Below are 20,722 nucleotides of genomic sequence, written 5' to 3' on the forward strand. Positions count from 1 at the left end.
TGTTCTTTCAGGTACTTCTCATTGTCAAAGCCGATTCGCATTCCTTCCCTTCCCGAAAAACATCAATAACAGATGCGCTTTCGCAGTGCCTCGGCTTCCTCCGCTCCGAACAGGTACCGGACGATGGCAAGACCGAAATCAATCGCCGCTCCGGCACCGATGGCGGTGATCAGATTCCCGTCGGTGATCACCTTCTGAGTCTGGTCAAACGTGATGGACGGGGCGGCTTTCTCGGCGCCGGGGAAGCAGGTGACGTGTTTTCCTTCCAACAAGCCGGATCCGCCCAGGACGACGGCAGGCGCGGCGCAGATGGCGGCGACAAGCTTTCCCTGGGAAGAAAGCCTGATGGCCGTGCCGACCACGTCGTAACTGGCGGCGAGGTTCTTGCTCCCCACTCCGCCTCCGGGCAGGACGATGGCGTCCCACGCTTGATCCTTGCATTTCTCAAACTGGGCATCACAGACGATGGTCATCCGATGACTGGAGAGAATCACCTTCCTCCCCAATCCGGCGACGGTCACCTCACAACCGGCGCGACGGAGCAGATCAATCGGAGCGATCGCCTCCATATCCTCGAATCCGTCGGCAAGCACCACAACCACATTGCTCATGATCCATCCTCCTTACAGCGGCGACTGCGGGCCTTTGCGAAGCAGTTCAACCGCCCCGGCAAGCATCCGCTCCGTCTCTTCCCAGCCAACGCACCCATCGGTGACGGACTGCCCGTACACCAGGTTCGACGGATCATCGCCGATGCTCTGTTTGCCGGACTTCAGGTTGCTCTCCAACATGAAACCGCGGATGGAGGTATCACCCCAGCACCGCTGGTCGATGACGGAACGAAGCACCCGCGCCTGGCGTTCCCAAATCTTCCTGCTGTTGCCATGACTGCAATCGATGATGATCGCCGGATTCAAACCGGCGGTAATCATCATCTTCCGGGCCGCCTCCACATCATCCTCATAGTAGTTGGGGGCGTCATCCCCGCCACGGAGGATCAGATGGCAGCAATCATTGCCCGTCGTACGGAAAATCGTCGACATGCCGTTGCGATCCATACCGATGAACGACGCCGGAGCGTAGGCGCTCTTGATGGCGTTGATCGCCGGAGCGACATCCCCGTTGGTGTTGTTCTTGAATCCGACGGCAACAGAAAGCCCGCTGGCCAACGTCCGGTGAGTCTGGCTTTCCGTCGTCCGCGCGCCGATGGACGACCAGCTCATCAAATCGTCGATGTACTGCGGGATGATCGGATCGAGCACCTCACACCCGACAGGAAGACGCAACTGGCTGATGCGGACCAACAGATCACGGGCGATCTCGATGCCATGGGCAATGTCGTAGGAACCATCCATCCGGGGATCGAGGATCAAGCCTTTCCACCCCAAGACGGTACGGGGTTTCTCAAAATAGCACCGCATCACGACAAACATCTTGTCGTCAATGGTCTTGGAAAATTCCTTCAGCTTGCGGGCGTATTCCAGCGCCGCTTTGGGGTCGTGGATCGAACAGGGACCGACAACCGCCAACAGGCGCTTGTCCCGGCCCCAGATGATGTCATTGACCGTATTCCGGGCATCGGTGATGAACTTGCTGGTTTCCTCGTCAATCGGGTACCTGCGCAGAATCTCCGCCGGAGGGGCCATGCTTTCCGTTTGTTTGATACGTATGTCTACTGTAGCCATACCCACCTGTATACCACAAAGCGCGAAGGCCTGTACATCAGCCGTTGTCCTGTTTTTCCTGTTCCGTCTTCTCTTTTTTCTTTCCGTACAAAAACCGTTTGATCTTCATCGTCGGAGTGCGCTCAAACGGCTCTTCCTGCAATTCCACCGAAGAGATCTTGCTGTACGAGGAAAGGCTCCGGTTGACCTGAAGCCGAAGGTTGGCCAAATACTTTTTCGCCTCTTTCTTCGCGTCCTCCATGTTCATCGCCATCTGTTTGGCGTAGGAGTCCAGGTCAAGCTTGACCAACGCGCTCAGTCCGCCATCCTGGGCGACGACCAGGCTTTCCGTGACGAAATCCTGCTCGTTGATCAACGTCTCGATGATCTCCGGGTAGATGTTCTCCCCTCCGCTGCCCAGAATCATCGTCTTTGTCCGCCCACGAAGCCCCAGTCTTCCCCGCCGGTCCATTTTCCCCAGATCCCCGGTACGGAAGAATCCATCCTCGGTGAAGCTTTCCTTGTTCAACGCATCATTCTCATAGTAGCCGGTCATCACGTTGGGACCTTTGACGAGAATCTCCCCAACGCCCTCGGCATTGGGCTGGTCAAGTTTCACCGTCTCGCCAGGAACAATCCGGCCCAACATGTGCTTGTAATGTTCCGTGGGACCATGACCGCAAATCATCGGGCTGGTTTCCGTCAGGCCGTATCCTTCGGCATAGGGGAACTTCGCGTCCCGCAGGAACGACTCAACCGTCTTGTCAAGCGGAGCGCCACCGATACCATAGAACTTCAGTTTTCCCCCGAAGGCCAGTTTGATCTTCCGTCCGACGATCCGGTAAATGAACTTGCGCATCGGTGGGAAGAACAGCCACCGTTTCAGTTTCGGGTTCTCAAGCACCGGCTTGACGGAACTCTTGTACACCTTCTCCATCAAAAGCGGCACCGTCATGATGATCTGCGGCCGCACCTCGGCCAACGCGGGCATCAGGATTGAGGGTGCCGGCATCCGTCCCAGATAGACGATATGGCAACCACAGAGAAGCGGAAGGACCTGTCCGGTGGTGAATTCATACACATGGCTCATCGGAAGAATGGACAGGACGTGATAGCCTGGTTTCAACAGGAAGAACAGGTCGGTGCACACATCAGCGTTCCACACCAGGTTGCGATGGGTGAGCAGCACGCCTTTGCTTCTGCCGGTAGTCCCACTGGTGAAGATCAGACTGGCGAGATCCTCTTCGCTGGGCGCTGACTCCTCCCACCTGCGGATTGAATCCTGTTTCGGCTTGTACCGGGACATGTCGTTTCCCGGCGCTTTGGCAAAGTCCTTTTTGTCCGTCAAATCGGCGAAGAACGGCCGGGGAATCTCAAACAGATCCTCCAGACGGACCAGACGCATCCCTTCCTTCAGCCCGGGCTTGACCTTCTCAAACTGTTTTTCCGCCACGGCAACCATCTTTACGTTGCTCACCGTGATGATGTTCTGGATGTCATCCGCGGAAAATTCCGGCAACACGGGAACGGCGACGATCCCCACCCCGGTGGCGCCCAGATACAGGACAAACCACGAAGGACAGCTTTCCCCGATGATCGCAATCCGGTCCCCTTTGGACAGGCCAGTGTCCAGCAGATACATGCCGACACTCCGGCTCATTCGATTGAGTTCCGTGTAGGTGATCTCGCTGCGCTCATCGCGCCATACGCTGAGCGCGACGCGGTGTCCATACCGGCTCTCCGCGCAGGTGATGACCGAGCGCATGGTGTACGCATCAACCAATTTGGGTCGCAACCCGTCACTCCTCTTGATGCGTTTGATCCGCTGTTTGGTCCAGCGAATTTTTTTTCCCTTCCCTTTGCTCATCCTACGCTCCCTTGGTATGTTTTCCCTTTCTCACATACGGTAAACGGCCTGAGATATCTGCTTTCCACCTGCCGCTCCAGCAACATGGGATCATTGTTGGTGTCGGACAGATGGACGAAATAGACATGGGAACCATGAAACCCGCTCTCCGTAAGGAACGTCAAGGCCTGGTCATTGGACAAATGACCCCATGCTCCGGCAATTCTTCGTTTCAACATCGGGGGATATGGACCTTTGTCCAGCATCTGTGCATCGTAATTCGCTTCCAGGAACAGTACATCGGCTTCTTTGGCTTCCTCCCGCTGGGTATCAGAGCACACTCCGGTATCGGAAAGCACCATGAACCGCTCATTTCCTTGGGTAATGGACCATCCCACTGAACCACCTGAGTCATGGCTGGTGGGAAAACAATGCACGGAAAATGGTCCGATAGGAAAACTTACCCCGTGAGGGACCAACCGCACCGTGTCGGAAGGCAACCCCAAACGGGCAAAGACAATGGCTTCTTTCACGGGCGTATCCTGCGCGAAATAGACGGGAAGCCCGGTCTGCCGAGCCAACGTTCCGATGCCTCGCACATGATCTGGATGCAGATGGGTGGCACACACCCCCACCACACTGGCAAACGGAATGGACACCGACGCCAACCTGCGCTTCAACTCTGCCAGGCTGTACCCTTGATCGACCAACAATGTCGATCGTCCGTCATAAAACGCGTAACTGTTTCCGCTGGATCCGCTGCCAAGCACGGCATACCGGATGCTGCTCCCTCGTTCCATACTTGCTATTATCGTGACAGACCAGGAAAAAAGCAAGTTTTATCCTGACACTTACCCATGAATACGTCAAATTAAATTTTTCTAGCCAATTCTCACTATTCCTTCGGTGTTGTGCTTGCCGGGTGATTCGTGTACAATCGGGGCATTCACAAAGGGGTTTCATCTATGTTGCAAACTCGTATCAAGACACTGCTCTCACGGGAGCCGGGTGATGAGATTGTTACGGCCGAAGGTTGGGTGCGCACCAAGCGCGACAGCAAGAACGTCTGTTTTCTTGAAGTCAATGATGGTTCCTGTCTCAAGGGACTGCAGGTGGTCGTCGACCGCACCACATTCCAGAATGACGCACTCCTTTCTTCCATCACAACCGGAGCTTCCGTCATTTGCAAGGGGAAAATCGTCAAAAGTCTGGGCGGCGTACAGCCAGTGGAGATGCAAAGCAATGACATCATGCTGGTCGGTTCCTGCCCCAACGATTATCCGTTGCAGAAGAAATTCCAGACGCTGGAGTACCTCAGGGACATCGCGCACCTGCGCAGCCGCACCAATACCATCGGAGCGGTGGCAAGAGTCCGCAATACCCTTGCCTACGCGACCCATCGGTTCTTTCAGGAAAACGGTTTCGTCTACGTCAACACCCCGATCATCAGCGCAAGTGACGCCGAGGGCGCCGGAGAACAGTTCACCGTCACCACGCTGGATCTTCGCAATGTGCCAAAGACCCCGGAGGGAAACGTCGATTATTCCAAGGATTTCTTCGGAAAGATGGCGAAGCTTACCGTAAGCGGCCAGCTTGAGGGGGAAACCTACGCCACCAGCATGAAGAACATCTACACGTTCGGGCCGACGTTCCGTTCGGAGAACAGCGTGACCAAGCGTCACCTGGCCGAGTTCTGGATGATCGAGCCGGAAATGGCCTTCTGTGACATCGAAGGGGACATGGATGTCGCCCAAGCATATCTGAAGTTCCTGTTCAAGGCGGCATTGGAGGAGAATGGCGAGGATCTGGCGTTCTTCGAGAAACGGGTTGAGCCGAACATCATCAAGACGCTGACCCACGTGGTGGAGACGCCATTCGCCCACATGACGTACACCGACGCCATCAAGGAATTGGTACCGCACAACGCCGAATTCGAATTCCCCGTCCATTGGGGAAGCGATATCCAGACGGAACACGAGCGGTTCCTTACCGAACAGGTCTGCAAATCCCCGGTGATCGTCACCGACTATCCCAAGGAGATCAAATCGTTCTACATGAAGCAGAATGATGATGGCAAGACGGTGCGCGGCATGGACGTGCTCGTCCCGCGTCTGGGAGAGATCATCGGCGGCAGCGAACGTGAGGTGGATTACGACAAGCTGGTGGCGCGGATGAATGAATTGCACATGAAGCAGGACGAATACTGGTGGTACCTGGACCTGCGCAAGTATGGATCGGTGCCTCACAGTGGTTTCGGCCTCGGTTTCGAGCGCGCCGTGATGTACGTCACCGGCATGCAGAACATCCGTGACGTCATTCCATACCCCAGGGCGGTGGGGCAAGCGGAATTCTGATGGCATCCGCCCTTTGGAATCCATGGCACGGATGTGTCAAGTACTCCGAAGGGTGCATGCATTGTTATGTCTACCGAAGGGACCAGAGCGTCGGACGGGACGCTTCCGTCGTCACGCGCACCAAGCAGTTCGACCTGCCGCTTCGCAAGAACCGCCACGGAATCTTCACGCTGACCAAGAAAGACAATCCCGTCTACACCTGCATGACCAGCGATTTCTTCCTGGACAAGGCCGATCCCTGGCGGGAAGAAGCATGGAAGATCATCCGCTACCGCTCTGACCTTTCCTTCATCATCATCACCAAACGGATCGTCCGTTTCACGTCCTGCGTCCCCCGGATTGGGGGGATGGCTACCCCAACGTCACCATCATGTGCACCGTAGAAAACCAAAAGCAGGCGGATATCCGGCTTCCCGTGTTCCTCGCCGTCCCGATCCGGCACAAGGCGGTGATCTGCGAACCCTTGCTCGGCCCCATCCAGCTGCAACCATACCTGGACGGCCGGATCCAATCCGTCACGGTGGGAGGAGAAAGCGGGGATGACGGACGGATCTGCGACTATCGTTGGGTGTTGTCTCTCCGCGAACAATGCGTCCAAACGCGTACGCCGTTCCGTTTCAAGCAGACAGGCACCCGGTTCGTCAAGGATGGCAAAGGGTATTTGATCCACCGTGAACTGCAGGAGAGCCAGGCAAGGAAAGCAGGTATTGATTGGGATCCCTCCTAACAGATGTGGTACAGGGCGGCTTTTCCGCTGCTGACCATCTGCGGGGTGGAATGCACCTTGAACTTGGCGAACAGCTGTTTCTTGTGGGCGTTGACCGTCGCGACGGTAATGCCCAGGTGCTGGGCGACTTCCTTGACGGAGAAACCGGTCATCAACAGCTGGCAGACTTCCTGTTCCCGGGGCGTCAGGTAGACCTGTTCCCGTTCCAGCACCGCGTCCCTGCCTTGGATCAACGCGGTGATGCGCTCCTCCAGCCGGAATTCAGGATCATCACAGCCAGCGTACCAGAGCCGCTCGTTCCGTTCCAGGGATACCAAACGGAAGCGGATGTCATCCACCAGCACCAGCAGAGGCCTTTGGCACATATCGGCAAGCAGTGGGATGTCACGGTACAACTGGAGCGCCTTGGCGCATCGCACCACGTACAAGGCGTATTCCCCCTCAAGCGACGAGCCCGCGCCATAGGACAGCAGGACGTGACGATACCGGGTAACCCGGTCAAACAACCGATGGAAAAACAGGGAATCCTCCGGAGCAAGACATACACAACCTATCGCTTCTCTCATGCCCCTTCGTACCAGCGAAAAGGGTTTTCCGGTCTATCACAGATGGGCGAACGTCCGATCCAGCGCGTCGGCGAACGCTTTGACCTGTCCTGAGGACAGGGGCCGGGATTTTTCTTCCAGCACGCCCCACTCCCGCAGCAACATATTGGCGTCCCGTTCCGACTTTCGCGCGCCGGCGTTCTCCTTGGTATACACCCCACCCCGGTCATCCAGCACGATGGCGCCCTTCTCCACCAGGCGGTAGGCCAGCGGAATATCATGGGTGACGGCGAGACAAGGAACAGTGATGTGTTCGACCAGGTAATCATCCGCGCTGTTCATGCCGGTCGGGACGGTCATCTGGGAGATCACGCCTTTGATGGCTCGGAGCGCCTCAGGATCGGTCACCCCGCTCGTCTCCGCCTCCATCCGGCGTTGGTGGGTGTCCTGTTCCGAAGCGTCCCGCACATCCTTCAGGACACGGTCAGCGACAAACAGCGTCGGGATGGCGTGCTTTCGGGCAAAGCGAAGGATGATGGCGCGGATCGGGACCGGTACGGAATCGGCGTCCACGTACAGACAGAGGTCAGCCAATGGTGATCACCACCTGGATCGTCTGATCCTGGAGTTTGATCCGCACGATGCCTGTTCCCGAAGCTCCGGTCGTCCGGACATAGATGCCTCCGACGCCGCCGATGGTAGCGTCCATCACGGGAGAGAGCAACGAAAGCGGGCCTTCCGTTTCCACCAGGTACGGTTCAAACGCGTACGGCGACGGCAGCGTCATCCCTTCCTTTCCGATGGTCAGGATTACCGGGATCACCTGATAGGTTTCTCTCAGTCTCACTTCCGTCCGCTCTGGCGTGGCCCGAACCACACGTTTCTGGTCAGGCCCATAGATTTCGGACGCGACGACCTCTTTTCCGATCACTCCTTCCAGTTTCCAGACCGATTTGCGCGGCCGGTCCATCCCGAAATACCGGTTGCCCAATTCCAGGACATCCTTTCGTTCCAGATGGTACCGTTTGCACAACGTGGAATACACCAGCTTGTCACTCAGCGTGAACGTGCCTTTGGACAATCGGGACTTGCAGAGCAACCGGGCGATGGCCTTCTGGTCTTTCGCGCTGAATTTCGTCTCATCCGTGATGGTCTCCCCGATAGGGTCGTCAATGAACACCGGTGGATGCGGTACATGGGGATACTCCTTCCGGGCCGGATAGAAGGTATTGACGAAGCGTCCGTCACGATACAGGTTGACGAAGTCGCAATTGGTCGCCACCACCCAGGGAAGATCCTTCATCGCCGGCGTATCACCAGCGTCAAACGTTTGGGAGGATACCAGCACCGGATGTTTCTCCTGCTGGCTGATGTAGGCGTACGCGGCGAATTTCGGGTATCGGTTCTGGTCACACACCCCATGGTAGCAGATGCCGTCCCCGCTTCCGAAGTTGCTGTGGGTCGGATAATCGACAAAACACCATCCGATGGCCCCACTGATGCGGTCACTGGAAAACGCGCTCTCCAGAACAGCCATGTGCCGGAGATACTGCTCGGTCCGGACCATCTGGGCGTCAAACCGCTTGGTGGGGAACATGTGCCCGTTGTGTTCGGTCACCAGGTATGGCGCGTTGACCCGTGGCTGGAGCAATCCCTGTCCGGTTCCCGCGTGGGAGAAATCATTGTACGTGTAGACGTCCTCCAGCAGGTTGCTGGACAGGAAGTTCCGCACCCCGCACGTCTGCCGGACAGGATCCAGCTGGTGGGCCAGCGCATTGGTTTTCCGGTACAACTCGTCATCATCCAACGATTCGTTGATCCGCACGCCCCACAGCACAATGGAGGGATGATTGATGTCCCTTCGGATCATGTCCTCCACGTTTTTCATGCATCGCTCCCGCCACAAGGGATCAGAACCGATATGCTGCCAACCGGGAATCTCCTCCAGCACCAACAATCCGACACGGTCACAGGCGTCAAGGAACGCCGGGCTTTGCGGGTAATGGCTGGTACGCACGATGTTCAATCCCATCGCCTTGAGCATTTCGGCGTCATGCGCCTGATTCTCCTCCGGCATGGCGTATCCCACGTAGGGATAATTCTGATGGCGGTCCAATCCGACCAGTTTGATCCGCTTGCCGTTGAGGGAGAATCCGTTGAATGTGAATTCCGCTTTTCGGGCGCCAAACGAAATGGTCTGGTGGTCCTCACCGAAATCTGCGTCCAGCTGATACAGGTAAGGATCCCTCACATCCCACAATCGGAGGGAGAGATCCGAAAAATCAGCATGGGCGATGCCATCGGAAAGGGTCGCGTCGCTCTGGGCGATGATGGTTTGTCCATCACGAAGCCGAAGCCGGACGATGCCATCCGGACGTGTGGCGTGCATGCGGACGGAGACGGTTTTTCCATCGGCGCTGTCCGCGGCAAGAAAATCCAGCCGCGCGATGGGACGGGTCAGGAACGTTACGTTACGGTAGATGCCGCCGAAGGCGAGATAATCCACCGCGCCGCCGAACGGAGGGACCAGGGGATCCTCATGGGTATCCACCTTCACCACCAGCATCCCTTCCTCATCGGGAAGCACCACGTCAAACGGAGTGTACGCTCCTTGGTGCGTTGCCAGTGTCTTCCCTTGGAAGGATACAACGGCATCCACACCCACTCCCTCAAATCGCGCGACCCGCTCCCACCCCGGCTTGGCGGGAAGGGAGACCGTTTTCCGGTATGTGCCTATCGTCCATACCTTCTTTTCATCGCCATCGTGAAACGGGAAAGGTGTCGGATTATGTGGGATGTCCACCTCTTCCCAATCCTCGTCAGAGAAGGTGGGAAGAAGGTATGAATCCTCAAAACCTGCATGATATTTCCATCGGTTGTTCATACTCCCTATGGTATACCGAACCGTCCCGCTCTGGCAACGAATCGCTTGCCACAAGAAAGGACTTTCCGCTATTGTATGAAATGAAAAAGGAGTGTTTACTCATGAATGTATCTGTATTACAACAGGCGCGATTCGGGTATCAGCCGAAATTACCCGTGATCCTGCGCAAGCCGATCACCACCATCAAGCCGGTCCCCGGTGCACCGACCCAAAGTATTGCGGACCAAAAGGAAATCAAGAAATTGTTCCCTCATACCTATGGTCTTCCCAAAGTATCCATTCAGGAAGAAGCCAACCCGGTATGCGGAAAACCACGGAACATCGGCGTGATCCTTTCCGGTGGGCAGGCCCCCGGCGGACACAACGTCATCAGCGGGTTGTTTGACGCGTTGAAACAGGCAAACCCTCAAAGCAGATTGTTTGGATTCCTTGGTGGCCCCAGTGGAATCACCGATGACAAATACATGGAGATTACGGAGGAACTGCTGAAAGAATACCGCAACACAGGTGGGTTCGACATCATCGGAAGCGGAAGAACCAAACTGGAGACGGAAGCGCAATTCCAACAGTGCACCGAGGTTTGCCGGAAGCATGACATCAGCGCCATCGTGATCATCGGTGGAGATGACTCCAACACCAACGCCGCGGTGCTCGCCGAGTATTTCATGCAGCATGACGTCGGGGTGCAGGTCATTGGATGCCCCAAGACGATTGACGGAGATCTGAAGAACGAGAACATCGAGATTTCCTTCGGGTTCGATACCGCCACCAAGACGTACAGCGAGGTGATCGGGAACATCGAGCGGGACGCCAACAGCGCAAAGAAGTATTGGCACTTCATCAAGCTGATGGGCCGCTCCGCAAGCCATATCGCGTTGGAATGCGCGCTGCAAACCCACCCCAACATCTGTCTGATCGGCGAAGAGGTCCAGGAAAAGCGGCAGTCTCTTTCCCAGATCGTCAATTCCATCGCCGACGTGGTGGAAGCAAGGGCGGAGGATGGCAACAACTTCGGAGTGGTGCTTGTCCCGGAAGGCCTGATCGAGTTCATTCCTGAAATGGGTGAGGTGATCGAGGAGATCAACGATCTTTTGGCAAAGGAAGCGACCGCCTACGCGGCATGCGATGGGGAGACGGAGCAGTTCGCCTTCATCAGCAGCAATCTGCAACCCAAAAGCCAGACGGTGTTCAATCTCCTGCCGGCCGGCATCAAGAAACAGTTGTTGATGGATCGCGACCCGCACGGCAACGTCCAGGTTTCCCGAATCGAGACGGAGAAGTTGCTGGCGGAAATGGTTGGAAACGAACTGGACAAGCGGAAGAAAAAAGGAACCTATGTGGGTAAGTATTCCGCGTTGACCCATTTCTTCGGGTACGAAGGCAGATGCGCCTTCCCATCCAATTTTGACGCGGATTACTGCTACGCCCTCGGGTACAACGCGTTTGTCTTGATCGCAAGCGGTCTGACAGGGTACATGTCCAGCATCACCAAACTCCACAGTGGTGTGGACAACTGGCAGGCGGGAGGAATCCCATCACCATGATGTTCAACATGGAAGTGCGCAACGGGGAGAAAAAGCCGGTCATCCGCAAAGCGTTGGTAGATCTGAACGGAAAACCGTTCACCTATTTCGCGGCTCATCGCGCCGAATGGGCACGGCAGACTTGCTTCACCTATCCAGGCCCCGTCCAATACTGGGGACCGGTGGAGGTGTGCGACGCCACAACGATCACGCTGAATCTGGAGCAATCCACCTGAAAGACGAAAACGATCAACCAGCCGGCCGGAAACGGCCGGCTTCTTTATCTCCACGTCCCGTTGTTGTGCTATACTCTTGGACGGAGGCTTGCCATGCATACCCTGTCATTCTCCGGAATCTGGAGGCTCTCACCCCGTGACCCTCACGCGGTGGCTCCGTTCACCCGTTTCTTCCTTGATCACCCTTCCGTGCCATGCGCCCTTCCCGGCGATGTGCACGCGGCCCTGCTCACCCAGGAAATCATCCCCGACCCCTATTACGGCACCAATGAGAATGATGTGCTGTGGGTTGGCCGGAACGACTGGGTCATGGAACGGGAATTCACCCTGTCCAACGATGATCTTTCCGTGAAGCACGCCATCCTGACGTTCACCATGGCCGACACCATCATTACCGTACAAGTCAACGGGACGGTTGTCGGGACGATGGACAACCAGTTCCGGCGATATCGGTTTGACGTGCGGCCCCTGCTTCATGAAGGGACGAACACCATTTCCCTGACCTTTCGCAGCTCCGAAAAGGAAGCGTTGGATCGGGCATCCCGTCTGAAATACCCTATTCCATTCTCCGAATATCCCAACGGCTCCCCCCATCGGAACCTGGTGCGTAAGGCGCAGTTCAGCGGAGGTTGGGACTGGGGTCCCTGCATCCTTTCCATGGGAGTGTATCAGGACATCACGTTGGCGTTGACCGACCAGTTTCTTATTGAGTCGGTACAGACGGATCTTCAGGAAACATCAGAAACATCGTTCGATGTCATCATCCATGTGATCATCGACTCCTTCTCGGAAGGAACCTATCCGATGGATGCCACCATTGCCGGAGCTCACCAAGAAGGATCGGTGGCGGTTCATGAAGGACGCAACCGCGTCACGTTCCACCTCTCCTGCCAACACATCGAACGATGGTGGCCGCATGGGGAAGGGAAACAACCGCTGTATCCCCTCACCCTCCATTTGGGAGACCAGACGGTGGACAAGCGGATCGGCTTCCGCACCATCAAGGTCAATACGGAAGGCGGTGGCGTGACGTTTCTGGTCAATGGCAGGCCCATCTACGCCAAAGGCGCCAACTGGATCCCGCTGGACGCCATTCCGTCACGCATCACACCCCAGCGGTACGAATATCTTTTGGAGAGCGCCGTGCAGGCAAACTGCAACATGCTTCGTCTGTGGGGCGGCGGGTTCTTTGAGCATGACGCCTTCTATGATCTGTGTGACGAGAAAGGCCTGTTGATCTGGCACGACCTGATGTTCGGCTGCTCCATGTATCCATCCGACGAAGAGTTCCTTTCCTCGGTGGAAGCGGAACTTCGCTACCAGATCCCACGCTTGGCCGATCACCCATCCATCGCGCTGTGGTGCGGCAACAACGAGGATCTCGGGGCGATCAGCTGGTACGAGGAATCCCGGAAGAACCGGGACCGGTACGTCATCGACTATGACCGGCTGAACCACGGAACGGTGGAACGGGTGGTCAAGGAATTGGATCCCAATCGGATGTTCTGGCCATCCAGTCCGTCGGCGGGCGTGGATGATTTCTCCGACAACTGGCACAATGACCAGAAAGGGGACATGCACTTCTGGTCCGTCTGGCATGAAGGCAAGCCGTTTGAGGCGTACTATTCCATCAAGCCCCGGTTTGTCAGCGAGTTCGGTTACCAGAGTTTCCCTGCCCTGTCCACCATCGAGACATACTGCCCTGACAGCCAGCTGAACCTCACCAGCCCGGTGATGGAACACCATCAGAAAAACCCCAGCGGCAACAGCATCATCATCGGAAACTTCACCCGGTATTTCCGGATGCCAAGTGGTCTGGGCAACATGGTGTATCTCTCCCAATGCCAGCAGGCGCTGGCGATGAAGATGGCCTGTGAGTACTTCCGTTCCCTTCGCCCCCATTGCATGGGCAGCTTGATATGGCAACTGGATGATGACTGGCCGGTGGCCAGCTGGTCATCCATTGACTACACCGGGAAATGGAAGGCGCTGCACTATGCCATGCGCAGGTTCTACGCGCCTGTGACGCCCATCGCAATCCGGAGGGATGATGGGTCGGTGGATGTGTTTGTCTCCAACGATACCCAAAAGACGCTTTCCCAGGCAAAGATCGAGGTAAAATGCGCTTCGTTTGGAGGGGAAAAACGGTTTGCAAAAGCGTTCACGCTGGATATCCCTCCCGCGTCATCCACCCCTGTCTGCACGTTGCCTTCGTCTCTTTTGGATTCCGTCAGGACAGAAGCGTTCCTGTATGTGAAACTGAAGTGCAATGACCTGTACGCGGAAAACACGTTGTTCCTGGACCTTCCCAAACATTGCGCCTTGGAGGACCCGGCGCTGACGGTTTCCGTCCAACAGGCAGAAGCTGGTTTCTTGGTGACGCTCCGATGCGAAAAGCCGGCGTTCTGGGTGACGCTGGACGCGGGTCAGACCAACGGAATCTTCTCCGACAACTGGTTTGACATGCGTCCGACGGGAGAGAAGCAGGTATGGTTCCATACCAACGATCGCATCTCCGTTTCGGAGTTCCAGGAACGCCTCTCCGTATATCACCTGTACGAAAGCGGGAGATGATCAATCCCAGAGCTCAACGTGGGGGCTGTTCCAACAGTCTGAGGTTATCAGACGTCATGGGAACAGCCGCTTTCGTATGTTCTCAAGAAGCGATCAAGACAAAAACAGACCAATCCATACGCCTTGTATTTCATGGTCTGCTTTCATGATCGCGCGTGGCGTCAGTCGATGCTGGTTTCCTTCTCCTGCAATTCCAAGGCCGCGACTTGTGCGTCGGTCAGGAATGCGGACGGAGCAGGCTCGGCTCCCTGTTTCCACTGGATCAGATTGACGAGGAAGAAGGTCGCCGCGCCGACCGCGCATCCGAAGACCACTGGCAGGATGCCGAGGTAGAATCCCCCCTTGGAGAGAAACTGCCAGACGATGACGCCGATGGTACCGGTGATGATCGACAACTGTCCGGAGCTTTTCGTAGCGCGAGGGACAACCATCCCCAGGCCATAAGCCGCGAACGGACCGGAGCAACGGATGGCAAAGGCGAAGGTGTTCATCGTAATGATGTCTACCCCACCAAGGGATATCGCCATGGCGATCAAGCAGGCGATGACGTTGCACAGCCGGGTGGCGAAGATCACCTGCTTGTCTGTCAGTGGCCTGTCGGCCCTGAAATACTTCATGTAGATGTCACGGATGAACATCGTCGACATGCACAGCAGGTTCGAGTCGGCCGAACTCATCGTCGCGGAAATGATTGCCGCCGAAACAAACCCGGTGATGAATGTCGGCGCGAAATGCTCGGTGACGTCCATCATCGCGGTCGCTCCGGTGATGCCGGGAATCTGGTCCTTCATCGCGAGGGCCGCAAGACCGAGCAAAGTGGGGAAAAACGCCATCGCGGCCATCAGCAGTCCAGACAGCAGCGACGCATTGCGGGCGGTCTTCTCATCCTTGGCTGTCTCAAAACGGCTGATCATCTCAGGACCAGAAAGGAACGTGCAGAAATAGTTGAAGATGTATCCGATGATGACGACCCAGCCGATCTTTGTGATGTCCAGCTGCGAAGCGGGAAGTTTTGCGGACAGCGCATCCCAGCCTCCGCACCCATGGATGACAATCGGTGTGGCGATGGCGAGTCCGACGAGGATGATGATGAACTGGACCAAGTCGGATATCTGGTCGGCGATCATGCCTCCGAGTGTCGTATAGAGAATGACGACGATGCCCGCGATGATCAGACAAACGTTCAGCGGGATGCCCGTCAATGTGGTGATGACCGCACCTGAGGCGGCGATCTGTGACGATGTCAGGCAAAACAATGCCAAGATGTTCAACACGGCGGAGAACGTCGCGCTCGGCTTTCCGAAACGCCGCTCAATGACTTCCGGAATCGTCACGGCCATCGTCTTACGGATCTTCGGCGCGAAATAGGCAAGCGGAATCATCGCGATCGACGCGGCAAGCACATACCAGACGGCACTCATGCCCCAACTTCCGAAGGCCTTGTTCGCCAACCCAGTCGTCGAGCCACCACCGATATTGTTGGCGGACAGCGAGAAGGCCACCATGAACAAGCCCATCCGTCGTCCCGCGATCATGTAGTCCTTGCTGCTCTTGATCTTCAGTTTGCCGACGATGTAGCCGATTACCAGCATTCCAATCAGGTACACACCGACGATCAGAAGCGCTCCACTGTTGATTTCCATACTCTTCTCCCCAAACAGTAAGTTATATTGTGATGGGAACAGCGTATCACGACATTTTGACAAGGAAAATGGTGAATTTTGAGATTTCAAACACGAATCTTACGATTTTACCACCAAGAACTGAGAGCTATTCCACCACAGCGCTTGAAGTACGGCGAACGAGCAATCTAAGGATATCTTTTGGATCTTGGATAGGAAACCACAAACAAAAAAAAGCCCGCAGGTGTTGCCCTGCGGGTGAAAGAACAATGGAACGTCGTTACTGGGGGTTTGCGGCTTTCCAAGCTTCCCAAGCAGCCTGAACTTCTTTGGCGACCTGAGCAGGAGTCTTGGTTCCAAGACCGATGTTCTGAAGTCCATCGTTGATGACGTTGTACACATCACCAGCAAGCACACCGTCGATAACCGGGGTGATGGTCGTGTACTTGTTGTAGTACGCGGCACGCTTGGTGATGAACGGCTCGAGGTTGTTGTCCTTGGCTACCTTGGCGACGTCGATCGTCTTCAGGGACGGGAACGAAGCGCCGGTGGTCAGACGGTAGGTCTGCACATACTCGCCTTCCAGGAACTTGATCAATCTCCACGCAGCCGCTTCTTTGGCCGATCCATCGGGAATCGAGGAGCTCATGCCCCAACCAGTTCCGACGACACCAGAGTTGGAATCATGGATGATCTCACCAGGAAGAGCCGGCATAGCCATCAACTCGAACTCGTTCTGCTGGCGCTCCGGACTGATCAGACCCTGTCCGGTGGTGATATCCGTCTGGAAGCTCGCCGTTGACCAGTCGCCGTCGATGTAGAACGCGGCCAGATTGGACGCGAACGCGCCACGAGAAGAACCGTATCCGCTCTGCAGACTGTTGCGGTTGATCATGCCACTCTTGTACATGTCATCGATCAGGTTCAGGGAATCCAGGAACCACTTGTCGGTGAACTTGATCTCGCCGTTGGCAAGCCTGGTATACCAGTCCGTCCCGCCGTAGCGGCCTACGACCAGAGAGAACAAGCAGGACTGCATTACCCACGCATCCTTGTTGTCCATGGCGATCAGATCGATGCCCTTGGCCTTCAACGCTGGGATCATCGCCTTCATGTCCTCATAGGTCTTCGGAACTTCAAATCCGTTGTCCTTCAGGAGTTTGGTGTTGACATACAGCATGTTGGTCGTCGTGATGCCGTTGGGAAGCTCGCCAAGATATCCGGCGAACTGCGGGGCAAGCGCGGCGGGATTATACTTGTCGACCAATCCATCCTTTTTCAGGAACGGCATCAAATCCTTGACGCTGTGGGTGGTATGCAGACTGGTGGATCTTCCACTCGGCCACATATAGATGACATCAGGAACCTGACCAGCGGCGATGTACGCCTCGGTCTTCTGATGGAACGGTTCGTTGAACAGATCCTCACGGACAAGCTTGATGTCCGGATTGTCTTTTGCGAACTTGTCCCAGATCATCGTGACCTCGTTCGCGCTGTTCGGTTCAGACATATCGAGATAATTCAGAACCGTCAATGTGATCGGCTCTCCCGCTTTCGTTTCCGTGGTCGCAGCCGGCGCGCTTTCCTTGGTTCCCTGGGAGAACACGGGGATTGCTGCCATCAGCAATGCCAAGCAAACAACAAGACCCTTTTTCAAACCTGTCATTTTCACTCCTCCTATGACAAATTCTTGTGATATGCAAATTAGTTCATACATTGTACAAACTAATTTTACCATCGTTCTGGTGAGCTGTAAACAAAATTCGTATCAACTCACCCCTTGACCGCGCCGGCGCTGACGCCTTTGGTGATCTCCTTGTGGAACACCGCGTAGAACGCCAGCATCGGGATCAATCCAATGACCAACGAGGCGAACTGTTTGCCGAAGTCACTGGACAGAGCGCCAGCGAATTTCTGCACACCGACCGGAAGGCTCTTCAGGCTTTCCTTGCTGGTCAGAATGTTGATCAACATGAATTCGTTCCATGTCCCGGTAACCGTCATGATCGCCACCGTCGTGGCCACCGGAGCGGCCATCGGCACGATGATCGCCCCGAAAATCTTGAAGTAGGTGGCGCCATCGATACGGGCCGATTCCACCAACGCGGTGGGGATGCTCTTGATGTACTCCGTACAGAGGTAGATGCCCATCGGCATGGCGATGCCGATGTAGGGGATCAATACGCCCAGACGGGTATTGTACAGATGCGCCCAGTTGGCCAGCAGGAACAACGGAACCATGATGGACTGGAGCGTCAGCAGCAGCCCGATGACGAAGGAACCGTGCAAAAACGGCGTCGCCTTGTTTGCGATTTTGGCGAACGCGAAACTGGCCATCATGCTGAAGATCAACGTGACGACGGTGGTGATGCCGGTGTAGATGACGCTGTTCATGATCATCGTGGGGAAGTTGCCTTTCACCCACGCGTAGGTGTAGTTCAGCGTCGTCCATTTCTTGGGGAATCCCAAACGGTTCAGCTGGAACTCCGTGGTGGTCTTGAAGCTGTTCAACACCAACCAGATCAACGGATACAGCGCAAGAACGGTAAAAGCCAGCAATACCAGATACGCCACAAACAATCCGATGCGAGAGGTCACTGACCGTTTGTCCTTGATGTTCGCCATAGGTTATTCCCTCCCCCCGAATTTGTTCTCCGCCAGCTTGGTAAGGCCGATCAACAGGAAGCTGATGGCCACCATCACCGTACTGATGGCGTTTGCCATCGGGTAATCCGGCGCGTTGATGAACGCCTTGTCATACATGTAGACGGAGAGAACCGACGTCCGGTGAGCCGGACCTCCGGCGGTCATGACGTAGATCAAATCAAAGCTCTTCAAGCTTCCGCTGATGGCCAGGATGGCGCTGGTGACGATGACACCGGAGAGCGCGGGCAGAATGATGTACCGGAGCGCCTGCATCTCGCTGGCACCATCAATCTTCGCCGCCTCAATGATCGAACTGTCAATCTTCTGCAAGTTGGCGATGAAGATGATCAGGTAGTTGCCGGTGTACATCCACAGGATGACGAACAACACCGGCGCCATCGGATGATTGACCGACCCTTGGTACACATAATCCGGTTTGAACATCTTCACCAGTTCCGGGTACGCGCCACGCGGCGAGAAAAACGCGCTCCACAAAATACCGATGACAACGGTGGAGATGACGCACGGCAGGAAGATCATCGACTGGAAGAAATCCGCCGCCTTGACGATGCCGCGATACAGGATGTAGGCCAGAATGAAACCAAGCGGAATCTGCCCGAACACGGAGATCAAGACGATCCACATGTTGTTTTTCAGCGCCATGTAGAAGTACGGATCATGGAACAACACCTTGTACTTGTAGAAGCCGACCAGCTTCCATGGCACCTTGGCGCCAAACAGTTTGCCCCCTTTGAAGTTGCTTACCGAAAGCAAAATGGAGACAACTGTCGGAAACGCCAGCACGAGGAAATAAATTAGAAACCCCGGCAGCACCAGCATCCAGTACGCGGTGCGTTGCTCCCGCAAGGAGCTTTTCATCGTCGCATGTTTTTCAATCATCTTCTTCCCTCTTTTGGTATCCATGCTGCATGGAACGTTTCGACTGCGCCAACACGTCATCCCACGTGAAATGGCACCGATTTTCCATCTCGGTAAGTTCCGGAACGGAAAACAATTTCTCAAGGAACATCAACGCCGCGCCTTCCGCCACTACGGTATCCTCCGCGTTGCAGACAAGCGTACAGCCCACCTTTTTCAATACCGCTTTGAACTGGGGGCACCTGCGTTCCATCATGGAATCCAGCCGCGCCTGGTCACTGAACGGTTGTCCATGGATGAACACGGTGCGGGGATCCAGGACGGAAACGACGGGAACCAGCGAGGCGAACAGATCGGCCATCCAGGATTCCCACGCTTCCGGTTCACTGGCGGAGCGGACCAACACATCACGGTCAAGACCGGTCTGTCCAAGGTTGTCCCCTCTCCACGAAAGCGTACAGATCTCACCACTGGCATGGTGGCTGCCGGCGTAGATTTTTCTTCCCAGGCACAGGCCGATGCCCACACCGATGCCGCTGCGGTCACCGAACTGGTAACTGCCTTCATGATAATCGGCGATCACCGTAATGAAATCGCCAAGATCAATGCCACGGTGGTGGGCCATTTCCAGCCACGCGGTGCAATTGGCGTCGTTCTCGACGAACACCGGCACGTGATAGCGCTTATGAAAAAAGGAATAGCAATCGTAGTTATGCAATTTGAACGGTTCTGCGTACAGGATCACGCCATTATCCGCATTGACGATGCCAGGGATGCCGATGCATACGGCAAGAAGCGGAATTCCAACCTCTTCCACTTTCTCCAACGCGATCTTCATCAGGAACGTGAACACCCCATCGAAATCCACCTGGGGGATATTGCCACTCTGCTTCCACAGCACCGCTCCGGTGAGGTCAAGCAATACGGCGCGGTAGTGGGATGGCTGGATATCGAAACCAACCACACAACCGAAGGAGGGATTCAATCGAAGCGTGATGGGCTTTCTCCCGCCCTTGGACATGCCATCCCCCGTCTCCCCCTCATAGACGACGTTTTCGTCCAGCAATAGTGGAGATGATCGAAGTCACCGTGGAACGGTACAAGTCAAGCTGACGCGCGATCTCCACCCTGCTGATGCCAGGGTTCTTCCAGATCATCTGGCTGACCAGGGCGATGTTGGCGTTCTTCTGATAATTGTTGTTGTTTATTCGCATGACTTGTC

15 protein-coding genes and 2 pseudogenes are annotated in these 20,722 nt (G+C 55.8%); 4 read left to right on the top strand and 13 right to left on the bottom strand.

What is annotated here, in order from left to right; all coding sequences use genetic code 11:
• Positions 1 to 62: 62 nt before the first annotated feature.
• The 4 genes from LKE28_09805 to LKE28_09820 are packed head-to-tail and all read right to left on the bottom strand — an operon-like array spanning position 63 to position 4,310.
• A complete protein-coding gene (locus LKE28_09805) occupies positions 63 to 611 on the bottom strand; it encodes a DJ-1/PfpI family protein (protein ID MCH3908506.1) in 549 nt (182 codons plus the stop codon).
• A 12-nt stretch (positions 612 to 623) separates the two neighbouring features.
• The gene (locus LKE28_09810; GenBank protein ID MCH3908507.1) at positions 624 to 1,685 is read right to left on the bottom strand and encodes a 3-deoxy-7-phosphoheptulonate synthase; all 1,062 of its coding nucleotides are present in this window, start codon (positions 1,683 to 1,685) and stop codon (positions 624 to 626) included.
• A 37-nt stretch (positions 1,686 to 1,722) separates the two neighbouring features.
• A complete protein-coding gene (locus tag LKE28_09815; GenBank protein ID MCH3908508.1) occupies positions 1,723 to 3,531 on the bottom strand; it encodes an AMP-binding protein in 1,809 nt (602 codons plus the stop codon).
• Positions 3,528 to 4,310, bottom strand: coding sequence for an MBL fold metallo-hydrolase (locus LKE28_09820; protein ID MCH3908509.1), 783 nt, complete (start codon positions 4,308 to 4,310; stop codon positions 3,528 to 3,530). The genes LKE28_09815 and LKE28_09820 overlap by 4 nt, the downstream gene beginning before the upstream one ends.
• A 168-nt stretch (positions 4,311 to 4,478) precedes the next feature.
• Between LKE28_09820 and asnS the strand changes: the two genes are divergently transcribed.
• Both asnS and LKE28_09830 read left to right on the top strand, forming a co-directional pair.
• Entirely contained in the window at positions 4,479 to 5,864 is a 1,386-nt protein-coding gene (gene asnS / locus LKE28_09825) for an asparagine--tRNA ligase (protein MCH3908510.1), read from the top strand.
• Positions 5,864 to 6,591, top strand: a pseudogene (locus tag LKE28_09830) (phage Gp37/Gp68 family protein). The gene asnS and the pseudogene LKE28_09830 overlap by 1 nt, the downstream one beginning before the upstream one ends.
• Here the strand turns inward: LKE28_09830 and LKE28_09835 are convergent.
• The 3 genes from LKE28_09835 to LKE28_09845 are packed head-to-tail and all read right to left on the bottom strand — an operon-like array spanning position 6,588 to position 10,020.
• Positions 6,588 to 7,157: a LuxR C-terminal-related transcriptional regulator gene (locus tag LKE28_09835; GenBank protein ID MCH3908511.1), complete on the bottom strand. Its 570-nt coding sequence runs from the start codon at positions 7,155 to 7,157 to the stop codon at positions 6,588 to 6,590. The pseudogene LKE28_09830 and the gene LKE28_09835 overlap by 4 nt on opposite strands.
• A gap of 36 nt (positions 7,158 to 7,193) precedes the next feature.
• On the bottom strand, positions 7,194 to 7,730 hold the full coding sequence (locus LKE28_09840; GenBank protein MCH3908512.1) for a DUF188 domain-containing protein: 537 nt from the start codon (positions 7,728 to 7,730) through the stop codon (positions 7,194 to 7,196).
• On the bottom strand, positions 7,723 to 10,020 hold the full coding sequence (locus tag LKE28_09845) for a glycoside hydrolase family 2 protein (GenBank protein ID MCH3908513.1): 2,298 nt from the start codon (positions 10,018 to 10,020) through the stop codon (positions 7,723 to 7,725). Before LKE28_09845 ends, LKE28_09840 begins: the two co-directional genes overlap by 8 nt.
• Before the next feature lie 101 nt (positions 10,021 to 10,121).
• Between LKE28_09845 and LKE28_09850 the strand changes: the two are divergent.
• Positions 10,122 to 11,779 (top strand): annotated as a pseudogene (locus tag LKE28_09850) (diphosphate--fructose-6-phosphate 1-phosphotransferase).
• A 93-nt stretch (positions 11,780 to 11,872) separates the two neighbouring features.
• The gene (locus LKE28_09855; protein MCH3908514.1) at positions 11,873 to 14,353 is read left to right on the top strand and encodes a glycoside hydrolase family 2 protein; all 2,481 of its coding nucleotides are present in this window, start codon (positions 11,873 to 11,875) and stop codon (positions 14,351 to 14,353) included.
• Between the two features lie 161 nt (positions 14,354 to 14,514).
• Here the strand turns inward: LKE28_09855 and LKE28_09860 are convergent, their stop codons facing one another.
• From LKE28_09860 to LKE28_09885, 6 genes are all read right to left on the bottom strand, one after another.
• Positions 14,515 to 15,996, bottom strand: a complete 1,482-nt coding sequence (locus LKE28_09860; GenBank protein MCH3908515.1) for a sodium:solute symporter family protein — start codon at positions 15,994 to 15,996, stop codon at positions 14,515 to 14,517.
• Positions 15,997 to 16,255: 259 nt separating this feature from the next.
• Positions 16,256 to 17,596: an extracellular solute-binding protein gene (locus LKE28_09865; protein MCH3908516.1), complete on the bottom strand. Its 1,341-nt coding sequence runs from the start codon at positions 17,594 to 17,596 to the stop codon at positions 16,256 to 16,258.
• Between the two features lie 152 nt (positions 17,597 to 17,748).
• Positions 17,749 to 18,600 carry a carbohydrate ABC transporter permease gene (locus tag LKE28_09870; protein MCH3908517.1) on the bottom strand — a complete coding sequence of 284 codons (852 nt, stop codon included), beginning with the start codon at positions 18,598 to 18,600 and terminating at the stop codon, positions 17,749 to 17,751.
• Between the two features lie 3 nt (positions 18,601 to 18,603).
• Positions 18,604 to 19,521, bottom strand: coding sequence for a sugar ABC transporter permease (locus tag LKE28_09875; GenBank protein MCH3908518.1), 918 nt, complete (start codon positions 19,519 to 19,521; stop codon positions 18,604 to 18,606).
• Entirely contained in the window at positions 19,514 to 20,566 is a 1,053-nt protein-coding gene (locus LKE28_09880; protein ID MCH3908519.1) for an ROK family protein, read from the bottom strand. The genes LKE28_09875 and LKE28_09880 overlap by 8 nt, the downstream gene beginning before the upstream one ends.
• On the bottom strand, positions 20,541 to 20,714 hold the full coding sequence (locus LKE28_09885; protein ID MCH3908520.1) for a winged helix-turn-helix transcriptional regulator: 174 nt from the start codon (positions 20,712 to 20,714) through the stop codon (positions 20,541 to 20,543). Before LKE28_09885 ends, LKE28_09880 begins: the two co-directional genes overlap by 26 nt.
• Positions 20,715 to 20,722 lie beyond the last annotated feature (8 nt).

This window comes from Sphaerochaeta sp. (genome assembly GCA_022482495.1).
Lineage (GTDB): Bacteria > Spirochaetota > Spirochaetia > Sphaerochaetales > Sphaerochaetaceae > RUG023.

Excerpts from the sequence above, each read along its gene's own strand:
- LKE28_09835 (MCH3908511.1), bottom strand. The coding sequence starts at position 7,157 with ATGAGAGAAGCGATAGGTTGTGTATGTCTTGCTCCGGAGGATTCCCTG.
- LKE28_09815 (MCH3908508.1), bottom strand. The coding sequence starts at position 3,531 with ATGAGCAAAGGGAAGGGAAAAAAAATTCGCTGGACCAAACAGCGGATC.
- LKE28_09845 (MCH3908513.1), bottom strand. The coding sequence starts at position 10,020 with ATGAACAACCGATGGAAATATCATGCAGGTTTTGAGGATTCATACCTT.
- LKE28_09875 (MCH3908518.1), bottom strand. The coding sequence starts at position 19,521 with ATGATTGAAAAACATGCGACGATGAAAAGCTCCTTGCGGGAGCAACGC.
- LKE28_09805 (MCH3908506.1), bottom strand. The coding sequence starts at position 611 with ATGAGCAATGTGGTTGTGGTGCTTGCCGACGGATTCGAGGATATGGAG.
- LKE28_09820 (MCH3908509.1), bottom strand. The coding sequence starts at position 4,310 with ATGGAACGAGGGAGCAGCATCCGGTATGCCGTGCTTGGCAGCGGATCC.
- LKE28_09870 (MCH3908517.1), bottom strand. The coding sequence starts at position 18,600 with ATGGCGAACATCAAGGACAAACGGTCAGTGACCTCTCGCATCGGATTG.
- LKE28_09885 (MCH3908520.1), bottom strand. The coding sequence starts at position 20,714 with ATGCGAATAAACAACAACAATTATCAGAAGAACGCCAACATCGCCCTG.
- LKE28_09855 (MCH3908514.1), top strand. The coding sequence starts at position 11,873 with ATGCATACCCTGTCATTCTCCGGAATCTGGAGGCTCTCACCCCGTGAC.
- LKE28_09860 (MCH3908515.1), bottom strand. The coding sequence starts at position 15,996 with ATGGAAATCAACAGTGGAGCGCTTCTGATCGTCGGTGTGTACCTGATT.
- LKE28_09810 (MCH3908507.1), bottom strand. The coding sequence starts at position 1,685 with ATGGCTACAGTAGACATACGTATCAAACAAACGGAAAGCATGGCCCCT.
- LKE28_09865 (MCH3908516.1), bottom strand. The coding sequence starts at position 17,596 with ATGGCAGCAATCCCCGTGTTCTCCCAGGGAACCAAGGAAAGCGCGCCG.